This window comes from Paenibacillus sp. FSL W8-0194 (genome assembly GCF_037969745.1).
GTDB lineage: Bacteria > Bacillota > Bacilli > Paenibacillales > Paenibacillaceae > Paenibacillus_AQ > Paenibacillus_AQ cookii.
This window is the reverse complement of record NZ_CP150205.1, coordinates 831,253-849,498: the sequence shown is the minus strand read 5'-3', so window position 1 is coordinate 849,498 and position 18,246 is coordinate 831,253. Positions and strand designations below refer to the sequence as shown.

General features: G+C 39.1%; 14 protein-coding genes and 1 pseudogene. 7 read left to right on the top strand and 8 right to left on the bottom strand.

Going from position 1 to position 18,246, the window contains the following annotated elements; all coding sequences use genetic code 11:
* Nucleotides 1–241: 241 nt before the first annotated feature.
* The gene (locus tag MKY58_RS03665; RefSeq protein WP_339323504.1) at nt 242–748 is read left to right on the top strand and encodes a hypothetical protein; all 507 of its coding nucleotides are present in this window, start codon (nt 242–244) and stop codon (nt 746–748) included.
* A gap of 299 nt (nt 749–1,047) precedes the next feature.
* Here MKY58_RS03665 and MKY58_RS03660 read toward each other — a convergent pair whose 3' ends face one another.
* Nucleotides 1,048–1,773: an SMI1/KNR4 family protein gene (locus MKY58_RS03660; RefSeq protein ID WP_339323503.1), complete on the bottom strand. Its 726-nt coding sequence runs from the start codon at nt 1,771–1,773 to the stop codon at nt 1,048–1,050.
* A 310-nt stretch (nt 1,774–2,083) separates the two neighbouring features.
* Between MKY58_RS03660 and MKY58_RS03655 the strand changes: the two genes are divergently transcribed.
* The gene (locus MKY58_RS03655) at nt 2,084–2,695 is read left to right on the top strand and encodes a hypothetical protein (protein WP_339323502.1); all 612 of its coding nucleotides are present in this window, start codon (nt 2,084–2,086) and stop codon (nt 2,693–2,695) included.
* A gap of 81 nt (nt 2,696–2,776) precedes the next feature.
* Here the strand turns inward: MKY58_RS03655 and MKY58_RS03650 are convergent, their stop codons facing one another.
* Complete coding sequence (locus tag MKY58_RS03650) at nt 2,777–3,673, bottom strand: TetR/AcrR family transcriptional regulator (protein WP_339323501.1); 897 nt, start codon at nt 3,671–3,673, stop codon at nt 2,777–2,779.
* A gap of 245 nt (nt 3,674–3,918) precedes the next feature.
* Here MKY58_RS03650 and MKY58_RS03645 point away from each other — a divergent pair, with 245 nt between their 5' ends.
* Nucleotides 3,919–5,361 (top strand): DHA2 family efflux MFS transporter permease subunit, encoded by a 1,443-nt coding sequence (locus tag MKY58_RS03645; protein ID WP_339323500.1) that lies wholly within the window; start codon nt 3,919–3,921, stop codon nt 5,359–5,361.
* Nucleotides 5,362–5,481: 120 nt separating this feature from the next.
* On the opposite strand, the gene MKY58_RS03640 is transcribed toward MKY58_RS03645, so the two are convergent.
* A complete protein-coding gene (locus MKY58_RS03640; protein WP_339323499.1) occupies nt 5,482–6,072 on the bottom strand; it encodes a chemotaxis protein in 591 nt (196 codons plus the stop codon).
* A 587-nt stretch (nt 6,073–6,659) separates the two neighbouring features.
* Between MKY58_RS03640 and MKY58_RS03635 the strand changes: the two genes are divergently transcribed.
* The 4 genes and pseudogenes from MKY58_RS03635 (at nt 6,660) to MKY58_RS03620 (ending at nt 10,025) form a co-directional block, all read left to right on the top strand.
* Nucleotides 6,660–6,959, top strand: a complete 300-nt coding sequence (locus MKY58_RS03635) for a hypothetical protein (RefSeq protein WP_339323498.1) — start codon at nt 6,660–6,662, stop codon at nt 6,957–6,959.
* Nucleotides 6,960–7,175: 216 nt separating this feature from the next.
* On the top strand, nt 7,176–7,658 hold the full coding sequence (locus MKY58_RS03630; protein WP_339323497.1) for a GNAT family N-acetyltransferase: 483 nt from the start codon (nt 7,176–7,178) through the stop codon (nt 7,656–7,658).
* Between the two features lie 303 nt (nt 7,659–7,961).
* Nucleotides 7,962–8,310, top strand: a pseudogene (locus tag MKY58_RS03625) (helix-turn-helix transcriptional regulator).
* A 563-nt stretch (nt 8,311–8,873) separates the two neighbouring features.
* The gene (locus MKY58_RS03620) at nt 8,874–10,025 is read left to right on the top strand and encodes a DNA cytosine methyltransferase (protein ID WP_339323496.1); all 1,152 of its coding nucleotides are present in this window, start codon (nt 8,874–8,876) and stop codon (nt 10,023–10,025) included.
* A gap of 165 nt (nt 10,026–10,190) precedes the next feature.
* On the opposite strand, the gene MKY58_RS03615 is transcribed toward MKY58_RS03620, so the two are convergent.
* The 5 genes from MKY58_RS03615 to MKY58_RS03595 form a co-directional block, all read right to left on the bottom strand.
* The gene (locus MKY58_RS03615) at nt 10,191–11,378 is read right to left on the bottom strand and encodes a DUF262 domain-containing protein (protein ID WP_339323495.1); all 1,188 of its coding nucleotides are present in this window, start codon (nt 11,376–11,378) and stop codon (nt 10,191–10,193) included.
* Complete coding sequence (locus MKY58_RS03610) at nt 11,368–11,991, bottom strand: hypothetical protein (RefSeq protein ID WP_339323494.1); 624 nt, start codon at nt 11,989–11,991, stop codon at nt 11,368–11,370. The genes MKY58_RS03615 and MKY58_RS03610 overlap by 11 nt, the downstream gene beginning before the upstream one ends.
* A 442-nt stretch (nt 11,992–12,433) precedes the next feature.
* Entirely contained in the window at nt 12,434–12,697 is a 264-nt protein-coding gene (locus MKY58_RS03605) for a hypothetical protein (protein WP_339323493.1), read from the bottom strand.
* Between the two features lie 143 nt (nt 12,698–12,840).
* The gene (locus MKY58_RS03600; RefSeq protein WP_339323492.1) at nt 12,841–14,733 is read right to left on the bottom strand and encodes a DUF1998 domain-containing protein; all 1,893 of its coding nucleotides are present in this window, start codon (nt 14,731–14,733) and stop codon (nt 12,841–12,843) included.
* Nucleotides 14,730–18,245 (bottom strand): helicase-related protein, encoded by a 3,516-nt coding sequence (locus tag MKY58_RS03595; protein ID WP_339323491.1) that lies wholly within the window; start codon nt 18,243–18,245, stop codon nt 14,730–14,732. Before MKY58_RS03595 ends, MKY58_RS03600 begins: the two co-directional genes overlap by 4 nt.
* Between the last annotated feature and the right edge of the window lies 1 nt (nt 18,246).

The window sequence follows — 18,246 nt, the reverse complement described above, 5'->3', positions numbered from 1 at the left end:
AGAGCTGTTTATCGCGGTCATCGACCGAACTGTCGGCCGGATCACCGATGCTTTTTCACGGGTCGAGGTCATGTTAAGTATTAATGACCTTTTCGCATCCAAAAATTCTTTTAGCAGTTAACGAACATAACTTTCGATGTGAATTAAGCGTTTATTGAGTAAGCGGGAAATAAATTGACGAGGGATTTTTTTAAGATATATGAGTAATTATGACAGTGGGAAATAAGGGGAAAGGGGAATCATGAAGAAGAAAACAGCGATAGTTGGAGTTTTATCCTTGGCTTTAGCAACAACGGCGGTAACTGCTTGGGCTTCACAAGGTGGTAAAGAAGGTTTGGGTGCTTCCGAATCTAATGTTGTAATTCAACCAAATAACAATCCTGTTAGCGATGATCGCATTGTAAATCCGTTTATTGTCGATAAGGAATGGAGTACACCAATGACTAGTGGGTCTGGATCATCCGCAAGAGATTACTTTACAGTTAACCCTAGAAATGGTTATCTTGAGCTCCATTTGGCCAACTACTCAAACTCTCCAGTTAGAGTTACCTTGACGCACATAGACACTGGATATGTGTACTACGATAAAACTGTCGATCCTTCCAGCTCCAAAGATTATTTCAGCTGGCTTGAAGGAGCGCCTCAGGGACTGCGTACAGGAAGCTATCTTATTCAATACATTGGTGGAGCAAACCCAGTAAATGGAGAATATTGGGGAAAACTCGCTTCATCCAAAACAGATTTTTAATATCTGCTTCCGAAAAAACGGCCTCAATAGAGGATTGAAGACTGACTCCGTAATGTGAGACAAATTAAAAAACACCTTCAAGTGGAAGGAGCCATGTAGTGAGATATGGGGGACAACTTGAAGGTGTTTTTGCATTGGCAGCACAATTTAGCTATCCTGTAGAAGTGAAAATACAGGCAATTAAAATGAGATTAGCCAATATTCCGGTTAAGTAGGTCATGGAAGAACTAAGGATTCAGGAATGTAACTCACCTCTCCCTCAATCACAAACGTGTGCAGCGAATCATCCATCAATGCTCTCACAGATTCGTTCGAAACGAGGGCAGGCTGGCGTCCTTCCCCATTTCGCTCAGGAGATTTTCGATGCTTGCCCGCTGAAAAGAAGCCAGGAATACGGCCAACGGTTCCTCCGTTCCCTCTTCGGATACGTCGAGTTCAAACACGATCAGCACATCGTCCTTCACATAGATTTTCCATGCGTTCAGTTCGGAACCTTCATCAATCTCGCACTCCCGATCCAGACGCATGCATCTGCGATAGTCCGACATCCCCCACATGCTCTCATCGAAATTGGCCCAATACGGAAGCCGATCCTCAACGCCCAACTGAATGAGTGCCTTGCCGGCGAGAAAACGCCGAAGCGATCGATTTTCCAGCTGCCAATCGGGCAAGCTCCATGCGCACAGGTAAACCGGCGGGTCTTCCATCTGCAAATCCTGCATTCGAATCCCGCAATAGATCACGGACTCCTCCACCTGATAGAAAACCAGGAAATCCTTATCCGTCGTAAAAAAATCATTATCGGGAATGAATACCTCCTCCAGCGGAAGGGGTTCATATTGGTTATTGCACCCTTGGGTGATATACGGCGATCGCCCCAAAATCTTATAATAATCCCGCAGCGCAGCCGGCAACGGAAAGCCCAAGCTTTGTACCTTGGCCTGAATGTCTGCCTCCGGAATGCCGTGTGCCTCCTGATGGTGTTCTCCTAATATGCGAAGAAGTGCGTCGGTGTTAGCTTTCATTTATAAAATCTTCTCCTAATATCTTATATGATGCTATGGTTTAAGACTTCCCATCTTAGCGAATCAGCAGCTCCATTTTTGAACCTGAACCATTGCTCCCCAATAAATGTATATCCAAAGTATAAACTTGTCATCAAAAGAGTCAAATATAGGTTGACCTGCGGCAGTTGCAAAGGTCGGAAAATACATCCAATGCTTGGAAGAAGCAGAAGCAAACTAATGTTTGATGACAACTTTGGACAGTAAAATTTTTTATACTGAACGAAACTAAATACACCTAATCGAGTTTAAGTTCATAAAGGAGGCGCTTATGAAGATTACATGCATGGAGTCTGACTATGCTCATATTGGTTATGTGTATCTACAACCACCATCCGGGAATATCCCCCACCAAACCAACTGCAAATTAAATCAGCTCATTGATATTTCCCAGATCCAAATCCCTTTTGAAAAAAAACCGGAACTGGGAACCATCCTCGACAACATGACGATGCTCCCTTATTCGTTTCGAAGCGGTTATAAACATGAAAAGTTCGAAACTGAATATGGGGTCGATTTTGACCATTCCGGATATATTACCGGCTATGAAATCGGGTTGTCTCCAACGCAATTTATAAAGCTCATTGAAAGTCAGTCGTACAGACTCTACGAATCGACCTGGAGGAATCAAAGCTACCATATCTTCTTAATGGATGAATATGATTCGGTATTTTCTGAAAATAATATGATTTGTCCCATGAACCAAAAGGACGACGCTTATCTCATGATTCAATTCGTTGAACCTGCGGCGCTCGGCGTAACCTTCTTCCCACCGGAAGATAAGAAAATCGTCTTGATCAAGGGGCTTGTCTCAGCGAAACCAGAGCTTTACCCTCTGAGCTATTTAATGCACCCTGATTTTGAGCTTATAGAAGATATATAAACCTGCTGGGCCTGTCCTCCGGACAGTTCATGCGGCATGGCCTTCAACTAATCCGATAGTTTAAAGACGGACTCTATCTCATCACGGATTCAGGTCTACAGGATAAAACCCTAGCTTTTTTAATGTATTCAAATAAATGACCAATTCATCCGTATTCATAATACTTTTTATATTCATTAAAGATTTCAAACAACTTGAGATTACGGCTTTCCGCGGATTCTCCGACATTGCTTCATTCTGCACAAATTGCAACAAATCAAGGGCGTGCTGCTTATTATCGTTATTCGCAGGAAGTTTCTCGATTAATTTTTTTAAATTCCCAGTGCTTAACATGAGGTCATTATAAGGGAAATCTGCTTGTCCTATGCTAAGTAAAGACTGTTCAAAATCCTCAATATTAAAAAGCCGTATACGCTTATGTTTGAGTAATGGAAGTACCTCATCCACCAGACTAAAACAATAATTGCAAATTTCAATCATGGGTTTGGGTTGGATTTGAACATTATTTATTTCGTTGGCATTATGCAGAATCCCCGTTAAAAAAATGGTAGCATCCGCAATATAATCCCGATATTCCGGGTAAATCTGCTTCATCCTTGTGAAGAACCAATTGGCCCATTGTTGCCTAATCTGTTTTAAGAAAGCAATAATTTCATTATCGTTGGAAACTAATGCATCCATGAGCAATGCATCGACTTTTTTTTCTATGCGATAACTCATCATCACTTCTAACTGACGAATAAAGATATCTTTGTTCGTTTCATCCTCTCCGATTAAAAGTTGGTCCCGCTCCACATACATTTTTTCTTCGGAATATACAAGTACATCCCTAAATAGTTCTCCTTTGGTTTGAAAGTGTTTATAAAAGGTTCCTCTTGAAATATTGGTTTGGTCGAGAATGTCCTGGATTGATGTAGCATGATAACCTTGTTCAATAAAAAGACGGAGAGCCGTCATTAAAATATCGGATTTTTTCATCTGCACCATGATCATCCTTTCTGTTAACATTATACACCAACATACTGCCTGTCCAAATATATACTTTGAGTATATTTAGTGATTGATTTTTTGATCATCCAAGTATAATATGGATCAAGTAAATCGTAAGTTCAATTTTATACTCATAGTATAAACAGCGAAAACAGCAGCTTATTTCGTCGTACCGATAATGCTAGGCATTGCAATGGGTGTCATTTATTCCATTTTGAACAGGAGGAAACAACATGGAGAAAGAACAGTCTCTTTCAACGTTTAAGCGGACTGTACTTGTGGTCGTTATGCTTGCAGGTGCATTTGTTACCATGTTAAATCAGACGCTGCTCAATACGGCTTTACCGCAAATCATGAAGGATCTGTCCATTTCCGCTAATACAGCCCAGTGGTTAACGACCGGATTCATGCTTGTCACCGGGGTGTTGATTCCGGTTTCAGCTTTTCTAATCGAAAAATTTTCGACGAGAAGACTATTTATTACGGCCATGTGCCTGTTTGCGTCCGGGACATTGATGGCTGCTATAGCACCAAACTTTCCTGTTTTAATATCCGGTAGGATTCTACAGGCGGTAAGTGACGGGCTCATGCTCCCGTTAATGCAAACGATCTTTTTAATGATTTTTCCTGTTAAGCAACGCGGGTCGGCAATGGGTATGGTGGGACTGGTGATGGCTTTTGCTCCTGCGATTGGACCGACGCTTTCCGGTTGGGTTGTTGGCAACTTTTCATGGCGGGCGCTCTTTTATATGATTTTCCCAATTGCTGTACTTATCATCATTTTTGCTTCGTTTATGCTTGAAAATGTTACGAAAGTGACTCGTCCGAAAATTGATATCATGTCCATTATTTTGTCATCCCTTGGATTTGGAGGATTGTTGTATGGCTTCAGCAGCGCAGGTAATCATGCCTGGAACAGTTCAGAAGTGGTCATTGCTTTGATTGTCGGTACGATCGCTATTGGTTTGTTTATTTGCCGGCAGCTGGCCGTTGAAAAACCGATGCTTGAGTTCAGGGTGTTAAAAAACCGGACCTTCTCATTGACCTTATTCATCGGTATGGCTGTTATGGTGACGATGATCGGCGTAGAGCTTTTTCTTCCGCTTTATGTACAGACGGCAAGAGGCTTTACACCGCTGGAATCGGGTTTGCTGTTGTTACCTGGTGCTATTGTGATGGGGGTTATGTCGCCGATTACCGGGAGGATCTTTGATAAGATTGGAGCAAGACCGTTGGCTCTTATTGGTTCGGTTATCTTAGTAGGTACGACGTTCATGTTCAGCAACATGACCGCTTCAACGCCATACATCTATATGATGGTGATTTACGCCATACGAATGTTCGGAATATCTCTTATGATGATGCCAGTCATGACGGCCGGATTAAACCAACTGCCTGACCATTTGATTCCACATGGAACCGCAATGAGTAACACGTTGACGCAATTGGCCGCTTCCGTTGGAGCAGCCTTGCTGGTTACGGTTATGACGAACAATACAACGGCTGCCGTTCAGCAACAACTTCCCAATCCAATGATTCATGGGGTGTCCGTTGCCTTTACGTTCTCCACCGTTTTGGCATTCTTTGCTTTAGTATTGTCATTCTTTATTAAACCGATGAAAATATCACAGAAAGAAAATACAAAAGACGAAGGCCGTTCTGCTGCTGAAAGCTAAAACAAGTCTGCGCGCTGCCAAGCGTACAAAAGTCCGCGAACTTCGCGGACTTTTTGGCATTTATGTTACTCGTCTTTAGCTTGCTGATTTGTCTTTGTTGTTATCTGGTGGATTCGCCTTCTATGAAACACTAATCTCTCTTTTACTTAATTTCTTAAATGCCAAGTAATCCTGATCGGACTTAATAAAACTTAATATTTTTTCGGCGCATTCTGCTGGATTCAACTCTTCAGTATTTACTTCAATGTCATATTCATTAAAGCAATATACTGTGTTAAACTGGGAATTTGCTAGTCCAATCTCTCGATCTCCTCTGATTTGCTCTCTTCTTGTGAGTTCTTCTTTCGAGCATAGTACACCTACAAATAATGTAGGATGGTCAAAAAGAACATCAAGATAATCATTAAACCGCTTATCATTGTCGATTACGGTATCGACGATGACATTCAGACCCATTTCTGAAAACAATTTAATTGTTGCATAGTACACTGAGACTATGGGATCAAAAATGATTTGTCCGATATTATCCACTTCTTTTGTAGGTTCAGTATCTGGAAATTTATTATTAATAAAATCAAAGTAATTATGAAAAAAATCATCTATGGATAAATGATGAAAAGGAATCTCCTTCTGATTTTTTAGTTCCATAGAAATACTAGTCTTTCCTGAACTTGAAGTTCCGTTCAAAAACACAATAAGTCCTTGCTTCAAACGAATTCACCCTCACATATAAGATTTGAGTATCATTCAGACAACGTTATATTCACAGGCGTTCATTAAATTATCCAACTGATAAAATATTCGAGAACCGCTTCAACAATCCTGCCCTTAGCTTAAAAGGCGTTGATGCCGAATATATTAATGCCTTGCCTTCAACTGTTATTAAACTTCAGTTTCTGCTTCTAGTGAGCTTTGGACCGTATAATATTTCATACTGAAAGAAACTAAATATACCTCATTGGAGTTTAAGTTCATAAAGGATGCTCTTATGAAGATTACTTGAGTCGGACTATGCTCATATTGGTTATGTGTATCTACAACCACCATCAGGGAATATCCCCCATCCAACCAACTCCAAATTAAAAATCAGTCCATTGATAATTCCCAGATCCAAATCCCTTTTGAAAGAAAACCGGAACTGGGAACCTGCCTCGACAATATGACTATGCTCCCTTATTCGTTTAGAAGCGGATATGTACAAGAGAAGTTTGAAACTGAATACGGAGTAGATTTTGACAATTCCGGATATATTACCGGCTATGAAATCGGGTTGTCTCCAACGAAATTTATAAAACTCATTGAAAGCCGATGATACAGGCTATACGAATCGGCTTAGCAAAATCAAAACCTGCCATATCTTCTTATTTGATGAATATGATTCGGTATTTTCTGAAAAAAATATCATTTGTCCCATGAACCAAAAGGACGACGCTTATCTCATGATTCAATTCGTTGAACCCGCGGCACTCGGCGTAACCTTTTACCCAACGGAAGAAAAGAAAATCGTCTTGATCAAGGGTCTTATCTCAGCGAATCCAGAGCTTTATCCATTGAGCTATTTAATGCACCCTGACTTTGAACTTATCGAAGACAAATAACTCTTCAGTGCACAGTTATAAGGCGGATAATCTGTGAAATAGCCAATCCATTGTGTCTGCAAATTCTCTTTTCCTATCATTGACCAGACGGCTGAAATTGCTTGCCACCGTCCGATCATAGCTATTATCTATGGTAATTATTTTAAAATTGAAATTGATCAATCATTTGGTTTTTTCTATAGTGGAAAATAACCATACAAGAGGAGGCAACATATCATGCTTGATGCAACACTCACAATCACTTCGCTGAAGACGCCCGACGAAGCTCGTGCCTTCAAAGCCCTTAACGAAGAATGGATCACCCGTGTCTTCACCATCGAAGAGGCAGACCTGGTTATTCTAGATAACCCGGTAGAGAACATCGTTAACAGAGGAGGAGATGTACTCATCGCGCGTGCTGGAGGTTCGATCGTAGGATGCGTTGCACTCGTACCGGGAAAAGCTGGCGTGTTTGAGCTTTCGAAGATGAGCGTTACACCCGAGTCGCGGGGGCAAGGATATGGACGGAAAATTATCTATGCCGCGATTGACCGTGCACGTGAGCTTGGCGCAACATCGCTCTTTTTGGGCAGCAGCACGAAGCTGCCGAACGCCGTTCATCTTTACGAATCGGTTGGGTTCAAGCACGTTTCGGTCGATCAGATCAGGCCAATGCCGTATGTAAGAGCGGATGTGTTTATGGAGTTGGAACTACAATGAATGGGAAACTATAGTGTAAAAGCATCCCTAAAGCGGCTCCTATTGTGGTTATTGGCGATTCCTCAACTGGGATTATTTCACTTTTTTAACCTTGCAAAATTTGCGATGCACTAGAAGTATTCGTATCAATTAATCACACACATCTGGAAAACAATAATCGTCAATCATGAATATATATCCTAATTTAGGATAAAATACATACAATATATTACTATATAGTAGTAATTAACTAAAAAACTTATTATCTATATATTATTGCAAGTCAAAACTTTCCCTACTCTTCTATTAAAGAGAGGTGTAACGATGTCTGATATTCTAAAATTAGTCGGAGCACGGATAAAAGATCTTCGTAAATTAAGGGGATTGTCTCAAGAAGCGCTGGCAGAGAAAGCTGGCTTCAATATAAGCTACATCGGATTTATTGAACGAGCAGAGCGCAATATTTCTATGAAGAATCTGAGAGAAAATTGCTAGTGCTTTAGACGTTGGAGTTTATGAGCTTTTTACATATTTGAAGGAACAGGAAGAACTGCCCGAGGAATTGACTTTGAAAGAAGTTGTCTCAATGCTGAGAGAACGTGATCCAAAGGATATAGAGATGGTCAGGAATATATTAATTGAGATTTTTCGGCTGATTGATGGAAAAAGTTAAAAAAGCTTATCGGTTTTGAGGTTATCTCTGTTAGTAGTCACATGTAAAAAAAGAACCGCCTTAGTTTGTGTACTCTACCGTGCTAAGGCTGTTTAATTTAATTTAATTTGAATCGTTCGTGGACGTGGTTATAGAAGAAGTTGTATTCATAACGCTACATAGTACAAAATAATGAGAGAAGTCAAAAAGAGCACGTGGTAGCTGCGTGCTCTTTTAAACCATTTTTCTTAGAAAGGTCACACCGAAACATCAATATGTTTTCCCAAGTCGGGGTCAATGCTCTTTTCCACCATCTTGATTAGGTTCTGCCCCTGCAACGTGTTCCGTGTATCCACAACCAACTACAGCTTAAGATACAATTTATCGCGATCAAGTATGTAATTTTATTATATCAAGACTCCCAACCTTACGACTCACCCGTTGTAAGAGGAGATTTCCTAATTTTAAGATCCAAAATCAAACAAAGAACATATATTCGTTTTTCTTAAGAAGTTTATTGAATATCCTTCTATAATCAGAGATAATAGAGAAAGCACTAACGACAGAGGAGACCTATTAAACTGATGACTTATCCCGTTATTTCACTATTTTCTGGTGCAGGCTTTCTCGATCTAGGTTTTACCGAGACGCGTGCTTTTTCAATTCTTTGGGGAACAGAGTTAATAGAAGATTTTGCAAGATCAAATAATTACAATATGCGACAACGTTATGGTCATCTTGATAGGATTATCACAGCTGATGTTACACAAATTGACCCTGCTAATGATATTCCTAAAGGAGCTGTCGGAATTATCGGTGGTCCCCCTTGCCAGGACTATTCTATTGGAAACGCTAGGGGAACCGGTGTAGAGGGAGATAGGGGAAAGCTGGTTTGGGACTTCTTAGATAAAATAGAGAAACTGCAGCCTGATTTTTTCTTGTTTGAAAACGTTGAAGCTTTATATAAAACTAAGAAACACAGAACACAGGCATTAAATCCACTCATTGATAAATTTAATGAGCTTGGATATGAAGTCCAATTTAACGTACTTAATACTCTTGATTACGGAATCCCACAGGATCGGTCTAGAGTTTTCATTGTTGGGTTTAGGCAGTACATTCCTACAACATTAAGACAACGTGGGTACGAAACTTTTAAGTGGCCAACTCCAATCTATGAGGATCCCAAAAGAACATTCCCATGGCCGGATAAATGGGAAATCGGAACTTTAATAGATGAAAGAGACTACATCGATAATTTAGAAGTTCCATATGAATTAACAACCCACTCAGTTATTGGAAATGAGTTTGAATTAAATGCACTTCCAAATCATATTTCTTTTAACCCTTATTCTCAAAGGTTTTTTTCTGTTCCCGAAGGTGACGTTAAAAGAAAATCTTTTAAACGGTTGCATCGCTTTAGATTTAGCCCTACTGTAGCCTATGGAAATAATGAGGTACATTTGCATCCTACTCTTCCTCGTAGATTAACAGTACGTGAATCTCTTCGTTTACAATCCGTACCTGACTGGTATCATTTTGAAGATGATATCCCATTAGTTAAAATGTTTAAAATGATTAGTAACGGAGTGGCTTTTAAATTAGCAAATTTATTAGCGGAAGAAATTAAGACTGTTCTCGATAATTACCAATTAGCTATTGAAGAACGCAGAGAAACTATAAAAATAATAAACGATAATATCAACAAAGATTTTAAACAAAAGCAGTTTGCCTAATTTGCAAACTGCTTTTGTTTATTATGGTTCTCTGTTTTATTTGTAAAGTTAAAAAAATTGTTTTAAATGTCATTGTGTAAATTCATAATTAATTTATAAAAGTTTCCAATTAAATTCTCCTAGAATTGATAATCTCTAAACCGCACAAAATTATATCTCAAGGTTTCAAAAAAGAAATGTCTCCTCAAAATCTTCGTCAATATCATCTTCAATTGATGCGTTAGAATATTTTTCAGTAATTTCTTTTTCTATTAATGATAAAGCTTCAATATTTTTTTCATTTCCTAGAATACAGTATTTGTATAAAACTTCAAATCTAATTACTCTATTTCCAACTTTATTCACACCCTCAGACGAAGCCAACTTGTATTTCTTAATTGCCTCAAACAAAATACTACAGAGATCATCATCAAAATTTAGATCCATATCATTTTTGAATAAATTATATACTTTTACAAAATTAGTAAAAGAACTGATCATGCTTTCTGTTACAGTAATTTTTTCGTCAATCATTCGAAGACTTATAGTGAACATAGTATACATTTGAGATTTCTTTCTAATAAAAGATATAGTATGTTCATTGATGAAATTTTCTATAATTTCCATGGCGGAAGCAATAAGCTTTAAATTTTTTTCTTTATCCAAGTACTCGGATTTTAAATCTTGATACGTTTCATTTAATTTTCTATTAGTTGTTTGATCAATAATTCCTTCTCTGGCCAAAATAATAATATTACTACAATATTCGATATCTTTCATTCTTCTAAGATCTGATGTACTAAATACTTTATACTTTTCCCAGAATTCATCATAAGAAAGTTCTTTAGATGCCTTTCCAAACTCTGTTTCAAAACTATTTCTTTTTTCTTGCTCATTCAAACTGTAATCTGTTAAATTTAATCGATAAAACATATGTTTTACATCTTCTAAAGTACAGTTTCTATCAATGTTGACTATTGATAAACTATACATCCAAATGTTTTTCTTTAACTCAGATGGCAGTTCCGAGAAACTTTTATTTTCAAAAATTCCCCTATCGTCTTTAGATGACAGTAAATATCTTTCATTTAATCGATATTCCCCAGAAATGAAATCAATTATTGCATTTATCCGCTGCTGACCATCTACTATATGTGTTACAGTTTCCCCGTTATCCGGATTGATGTCAGCTGGCCATAAGAAAATTTCTGGTATAATCCAATTAAGAAGAATTGTTTCTATTAAACGAACATTGTCACGTGTAGCCCATACTTTTCTACGTTGATATGAATTATCAATTATCAATTTTTCGGCTTTAAAATCATCATATATCTCTTTAATAGTTAATGTGTTTCTTTGAAATTTAAATTGCATCCAAAATCACCTTTTCCTTCATTCGCTCTAATGAATTCAAATTATACTCTTCAAAGTCTTCCCAACTACGATATATTCTATAAGTTATATCATGTTTTAAATACAATTTATTTCTTAATAATTTATTCGAATTATTTGATAAAGCTTGCCACTCTTTCCTGCAAGCATCAATTTCTCTTAAATTACGTTCGTTTATGTAGCCTCTATAAATTTCTCTTGAAATATAAGAATAAACTTTTTGAAACTTAACATTGTAAGATTTACGATACAAGTCCCAAAAATTCTTAAACAAATCTTGAGAGATGATAGCAATATCAATATCTGATTTCTTTTCACTTTCAGTATCAAGCTCAAAAGCTTTAAAATTTTTATGTGGAGAAAGACTGAATCCAACTTTACCGCTTCCCACCATCATTACATTATTAAAACTAACTCCTATATTCGAGCTTACAATATCTTTAAACTCATCAATAGTATTTAGTAATTCTCTTTCAGGAATATTAAGAATTTTACTAAAGTACCAATTATATGATTTAACAATGTATTTCATATAAAAATTTCTCACACTCATATTTTCTAAATCAAATTTTATTTCTTCTAATGAATAATTCATAAGTATCTATCCTTTAGTAGAAAGTTTTGTAAGTAAATAGTACCATGAATCATAAAAAAATAGTTGAATCATATCTAAATTTTCACAATTATTTTTATCAATTCACACTTTTTGATATCACTTTTTGGTACTCAAGTATTACCTCGACAAAATTCAACATGTAAATTATAAATTTTTCTATAGCGAAAAATATATTTATTACACAATATTTTAAAGCGTTTCTAATTTATTTCCGAATTTATTAACTACTCTTTCTGATTTTAAAAATTCTGAATTACTTAGTATATAATAGTATTCAATTCCTTTAGTAGCTCAAAGTTTACAGTTTTCTTCACTGTAAGAACACCAATAACGGTACGGCGTTACAGCGGGTCAAAGCGATTGGATGATAATTTAAAAAATCGCATATATATCCCCTTACTTTATAAAGAATCATCTCTCTTTAAAAAAAATACATAGTGATCAAGAGCGACACTATACATCTTATGGCCAACATTGTTTTTTTTAATAAAGAAATCATTATTCTTTTCTTAATATGTTGGATATCTCTCACTAATTCTTGAATCGAAATGTTAACATAAAAACTTTTCTCAAAGAGCCCTATTTCGATTATATCATCTGATATATTTTTTATAACACGGGCATATTTATAAGCTGAACTTGCACTTAATTTACTTCCATTTTTTTGTTCTTGAAAACCAACCATTCTTCGAACTCCTTAATCAAATTCATACAGCTCACCTCCTATAAATATAACCTTTAGGAAAAATATTCAATTACTCGATTCAAACATTGCAAGCTATTAATAGATCAAAGAGGGACCCCTATTGCCCCTCTTTGATCTCAGAATTATTTATTAAAGAAAGCTGATAATGGATCTAATCCGTGCAACGGAACAACTAAACCTCTATCCAAAAAACGATTGAACTCTTCACACGCTGTTTCGGGGACCAGTGAACAACTGTGACAAGCAGCTAAATTACAAGAATCCGGTCCTTGTAAGCCAATTTCTGTACAAACCGGATCGGTAGAACACCATCCCGCATTATTAAACGCTTTTCGGATAACTGCTTCCAGATAACCTGGTTTACCCATACGCACCAATCCTCCCATGGTCCCGTCAGAATCTCCCGCGGCTGTGTAAATAAGAACACCGCACATTGGGTTGGATTCGTTATCGGAAATATATAGTCTTTCCCTTAATGAAGACGAGCTGTACCCGCATTCAAAGACGAGCTGGTTGATAAGTAAGTGCGCAAAGGTATGGGCCATAATGAACCGAGGTGTTATCTTTTTCTCTTTAGTACGACGGTTAGCTACTAGATGGCGATATCGTAAACTTAGAGACTTGATTCTCTCCGACACCTGAACTCTCTCTTCCCATTCCCTTACAATTTCTTCGTTGAAATTAAAGAAAATTCCTTCACCAAATACTACATAGGCCGGCAGCCAATCGTCATTCATGTCTTCCGGCCGATTGCGCCAGAGCATTGATTTCATATCTTCAATATCATTTTGCTGGTCATTGAAGACTCGGTTAAATCCGGTTAGAACCCGTGTTTCCTTTAATTTCTCCACTAAATGAATATTAGAAAAATACTTAGTTACATCAAAAACATTACCTTTGTATAACCTGACGGGAACAGGCTTAATTTTCAATTCTTCCTGATTTATTTCACTATTTAATACTTCATACTCTTCTTGCCGAAGATCTGCTTCTATATCATCAAGCAGATCCCCTTCACCATCTACACCTGCATCTCTTGATTCTTTCGCAAGCAATGCCCGACGGATATCAGAATCGGAATATCCATATAACTCAGCCAGGAATTGTTCTTTTAATTGCTGGACTGTTTCACCTAAACTCAAACTTGCACGATTGGCTAATTTTATGATTCCTAAAACCTGGGGTTGTTCAAAAAAGGACAGCAGCTCGGAGATTTGTTTATTGCTGTTTCCGGGAATATAAATGGCACTACGCACTTGGGCAAAGTAAACATTGGATGCACTTCTCAGAGAGGCCATAAGATGGCAGTTACACTCTTCCCCTTCATCAGTACCGAGCCATGGACGTTTACCCTGGCATAAGAAAACTGTTCCGTCTTCGCATAATGATTCACTGAGCCCCGTATTACCTTCCTCGTCTACAGATGTTATACCGTGCAGCATCCGTGGTTCTACCCCGCATTCACACCTTACTTGCATAGAGGTAAGTGCCCCTCCCCCTGTGCTTAACAAGTACATTGTTTTTTGGCACGAGGGCTGCCTTTGTTTATGGACCCATTCCCGCCAAGGAAAATCCTGCAGATGACCTTTTTCACAAATGGAGATGAATGGAACCTGAACCAAGTAGTTTTTATATCCCTTCTTTTCGCAGTCTTTGCAGAGCTCATTTTTTTTCTCATAAAATTGCAACTCATGCATTTGGCCGCAGAATGTGCAATAATGCCATTTTGGAAAACGCAGAAATGGTACGGTCAAAAACATGTTCATGTTCTCATCGCCGTTGTTTCTTGTCCGAAAATCCGGTGGAAGCCGGAAATGATCCACTCCCAGTATCCTTTCCAACCGCCACTCTTTAATTTTATATTGCGACAAATCGGTAGAATCCATTTTTCCGTAACGGTCTTTAAACCAATGGTCAAGTCCGCTGCAAACAGCCGAGATTCCGTTCTTAGAAATTGACATTGCCCCAGGGCCAAATGGTGAGATTAATTGCGCCCTGCGTATCGGATACTTCATGATTCCAGCTCCTCTATATCTTGAAGTACGTATAACGCGCTGATTTCCCCTAAACATTGAGAATCCACGTTCCGCATAGAATTTGGTGTGGCCCAGGATATTCTTTTTGTTGTCGGGTCCACATAAGAACCGGCGGGATAAAGCAACGGATACTCATCAGAATTTCTCTTTTTTGACCATTCGGACGGGCGTAAAGTTTTCCACTGTGAAATACGGCGATCAAAAACTTTCCGGATATTCTCCAGTTCTTCATGATCAATTGATTCAACCCGTTTACAAATAATTTCTCGTAGCTGAGTTAAAAGTTCCTCAGGCAGGGGCGACGGCGAATCAACCTCATCCATATGGCCAAACTGGCGCACATAACCTACCATGACCGCATGCAGCATACGGTCTACTACTGTAGGGGAGAAAGGCGTGACACTCGTTGGTTCCACTTGAGCATACAGTTTTTCATGGTAACTCCGGAATTTCTCGAAGTGAGAGCGGTCCCTAGGTTTTGATGCACTGTACAAAGTGACAACGAGTCCTGGTCTTTCATACCAACGCCGTCCTACACGACCTGTAACCTGAATATATTGTGCTGTAGTTTTAGGCTGGCCTATTACAGCCATCAGTGAAAGACGGTCAATGTCCACCCCGACTTCAATGATGTTTGAAGCCAAGCAAAGGTCCGTCACGTTCCCTGCACCTTTTTGTATTTTTAGCTCACTGATTGCCGAGGCGATTTCGTCACTTGATAACCGTGAGGTTAGTTCCTTTATTTTATTTAAATGTCTCAATTCTTTATAGTCCAAGTTTTGCCGGGCTTTAATTACTTTCAGGTGGTTAGGAATGTCAGATTGTAGCAAGGTTACTGTCGTTCCCAATTCCCTCAAACTATTAAAAAATATCAGCAGCGTCCACCATGGATCCCTTTCCTTCTCATCCATTCCCATGGGAGCCTGCAAAAGAGATGTTAATGAACGTACCTGCAACGTCTGCATAGACCCAAGACCAGGAGCATTCAGGCCCACATACTTTCTTCCCGGCATTAAGTTCCCATCTTTATCTCGGGCATAGGTCGAAAAGAAAGAATCATCTATATCTAATCCTGGTGCCGGAAATAAACTCACATCCGTACGGGCGTAAATATCCAGAATCTGCTTTTGATACCTTCGGATCGTAGCGGTTGAACAAACAATCTTCGGTTTTACACCTTTACCTGTCCGATAATCGGTACACAATTCTTCTATTAGGATTTCAAATATCCCGGACATTGAACCCAATGGACCGGATATTAGATGTAATTCGTCCTGTATGATCAAGCCCGGCGGGGAACTGATCCGGGTTCCGTCGTTCCCTATACCAAATATGGAACGCGGTCGGGAACTCCAAGCAAGCTGGACAAACTTATCTATAGTTCCGATAATAAAAGTCGGCCGTTTATCATAAATGTCATCATCTACAACGTAAATAGGCAGTTTTTCACTAAACGGGCATTCATTATCCGTACAATGAATCATCACCTTACCGTCCCCGACCTTGTATCCGTGTACACTGAAATTGGATTGTGCTCTGGATTTATTGCCTCTTTTGATTCCTTTTGCAGCGACAGACTTGGCCTGTTTCAATGGAAGTTTCCCCATTTTCGCACCGCACCAAGGACACGAAGTAATCAAAAACGGGTTGATATTGCTCTTGCCGCTTCTCAACTCCGTTAATTGGCTTTTTGCAACGGTATGGCTGTTAGGTGTTGTATCCCCACCGAGCCAAATGCCGATGGAAAATTCATCACTGCCTAATTGTTCTTGATGCCGACGCCGTATCGATTCCATTGCACAAATTAATCTGGAAGCCCTTTGGAATTGGTCAGCCGTAAGCAAACGAAGTGTGTAACGCATTAGCACATGCACACCTGTATCCGCTTTATTCTTTAATCTACGCATGAAGATGGAAAACGCGGACAATCCCAAATAGGCTTCTGTTTTACCGCCGCCCGTAGGGAAGAAAATGAGTTCCACTGTTTCACGTTCTGGGCAACCGGACTCTGCCGCCGATTCCATAGCCATCAGGATAAAGGCGATCTGGAATGCACGCCATTTCCCTTTGGTTTCCGGTAGTAATGCCAAATCCGGTGTCCGGTATAGGGAAGAAAAATGGATAGTTTCATCTACTATCACGGCTTCACGGACAGATCCACCCGTCACCTGTTGTAAGAGCATTGCTTCATTGGCTAACCGGAATGCTTTGGATACAACTGGATTTTTTAAGTACTCCAACCCCTGCTTCATCCGCTTTACACATTTATCACATTCCTGCAGATTCTTTTCGGCAGCTGGAAACAATGCAGGATCCAGTTCCTTTGCGTCCTCCCAACGGTTTTTCACCCATTTCTCATAAAGACCTACAATTTCCTCCAATTGATCCATACCGTTATCGGCTGAATTTAAGCCAGCTAAATCTTTCATAGATACTACGATATCAGTACCGTCATCTCTCTTAATATCTGGTGTCATACTTTTCGTTTCATAGAACGGCAAAAAGCTAGTTTGTACAAAAGCGACTTTGTCATTTGTAACCTCACTCCAGTCAGCCGCACACCCGTGGCCGACTGCAAACACTTTCGTTCTGCGGTACAATAAAGCAAGGGAGAGCTCTTCTTCATCCAACGCATCCAGATCCGCCATCTCAGGATATGGCAATATCGACGGGCGGTGATTGGGGGTAATGATTTCAACTTTAAACGAAGCCTGAAAAAGACAAATGTTGTCCAAGAGAATATGCCTAGTAGCTTCAGTCCGGTTGATTAAGCTAACCGTAACAAGCCTTTCAGTACCATTGAGTGGGCGTGATAGTATGTCCGTTTGAATATCTAACCCATCCGTATTAGTTGCATCTATAATTTCCCCGTGTTCCAATATTTCTTTTGGACCCAATAGCTTTTCCGCTTTCACTTTCACAATAAAGTTGACCGGAACTCGAACCCACCATTTCCGTACCTTCCTTTCACCTTCCCCTTTTAACTTAACGGAAAAAGGTTGGTATCTTCCCCCGTTTACATGGATAACTAGTTCGCTGCCGTATGGAAAATCCGCTTTAAAACTGACAGCCATACTGCTCTGCTGGTATGCATTTGCTGAAGCCATATCCAGATCTGTATCGTCTTCGTCAACCGTATTCCGATTATCAATGGTCTCCAAATCCTTCGAAGCCTCTTCGAGGACAAGAGGTTCAGCTTGGTTGGGATCAATTTCTTCTTCTTTTTCCTCTACAAATGGTTCTATCCCGGTTTTAAGCGGGTATAAGACGGCTACACCATAACGGCGTGACGGGGATTGTTGCAAAATCTCTTCTCCAGTTTTTTGGTCTTTATAGGGCTTATACAATTCATCGACCCTATCGAATAAGACGAGTTTTCCGGTATTCAGTGTTAAGCTTTTAGCTGATACCGAAGGACCGATGAATTCATCCTTTAAACTGTCATAGAGAGCATCCCGGTTTTTTAAACTTGTGCATAAAGTCGAGTTCATC

Bases quoted from the DNA above. Each gene is read 5' to 3' on its own strand.
- MKY58_RS03665 (WP_339323504.1), top strand. From the start codon at position 242: ATGAAGAAGAAAACAGCGATAGTTGGAGTTTTATCCTTGGCTTTAGCA.
- MKY58_RS03660 (WP_339323503.1), bottom strand. From the start codon at position 1,773: ATGAAAGCTAACACCGACGCACTTCTTCGCATATTAGGAGAACACCAT.
- MKY58_RS03655 (WP_339323502.1), top strand. From the start codon at position 2,084: ATGAAGATTACATGCATGGAGTCTGACTATGCTCATATTGGTTATGTG.
- MKY58_RS03650 (WP_339323501.1), bottom strand. From the start codon at position 3,673: ATGAAAAAATCCGATATTTTAATGACGGCTCTCCGTCTTTTTATTGAA.
- MKY58_RS03645 (WP_339323500.1), top strand. From the start codon at position 3,919: ATGGAGAAAGAACAGTCTCTTTCAACGTTTAAGCGGACTGTACTTGTG.
- MKY58_RS03630 (WP_339323497.1), top strand. From the start codon at position 7,176: ATGCTTGATGCAACACTCACAATCACTTCGCTGAAGACGCCCGACGAA.
- MKY58_RS03620 (WP_339323496.1), top strand. From the start codon at position 8,874: ATGACTTATCCCGTTATTTCACTATTTTCTGGTGCAGGCTTTCTCGAT.
- MKY58_RS03615 (WP_339323495.1), bottom strand. From the start codon at position 11,378: ATGCAATTTAAATTTCAAAGAAACACATTAACTATTAAAGAGATATAT.
- MKY58_RS03610 (WP_339323494.1), bottom strand. From the start codon at position 11,991: ATGAATTATTCATTAGAAGAAATAAAATTTGATTTAGAAAATATGAGT.
- MKY58_RS03605 (WP_339323493.1), bottom strand. From the start codon at position 12,697: ATGGTTGGTTTTCAAGAACAAAAAAATGGAAGTAAATTAAGTGCAAGT.
- MKY58_RS03600 (WP_339323492.1), bottom strand. From the start codon at position 14,733: ATGAAGTATCCGATACGCAGGGCGCAATTAATCTCACCATTTGGCCCT.
- MKY58_RS03595 (WP_339323491.1), bottom strand. From the start codon at position 18,245: ATGAACTCGACTTTATGCACAAGTTTAAAAAACCGGGATGCTCTCTAT.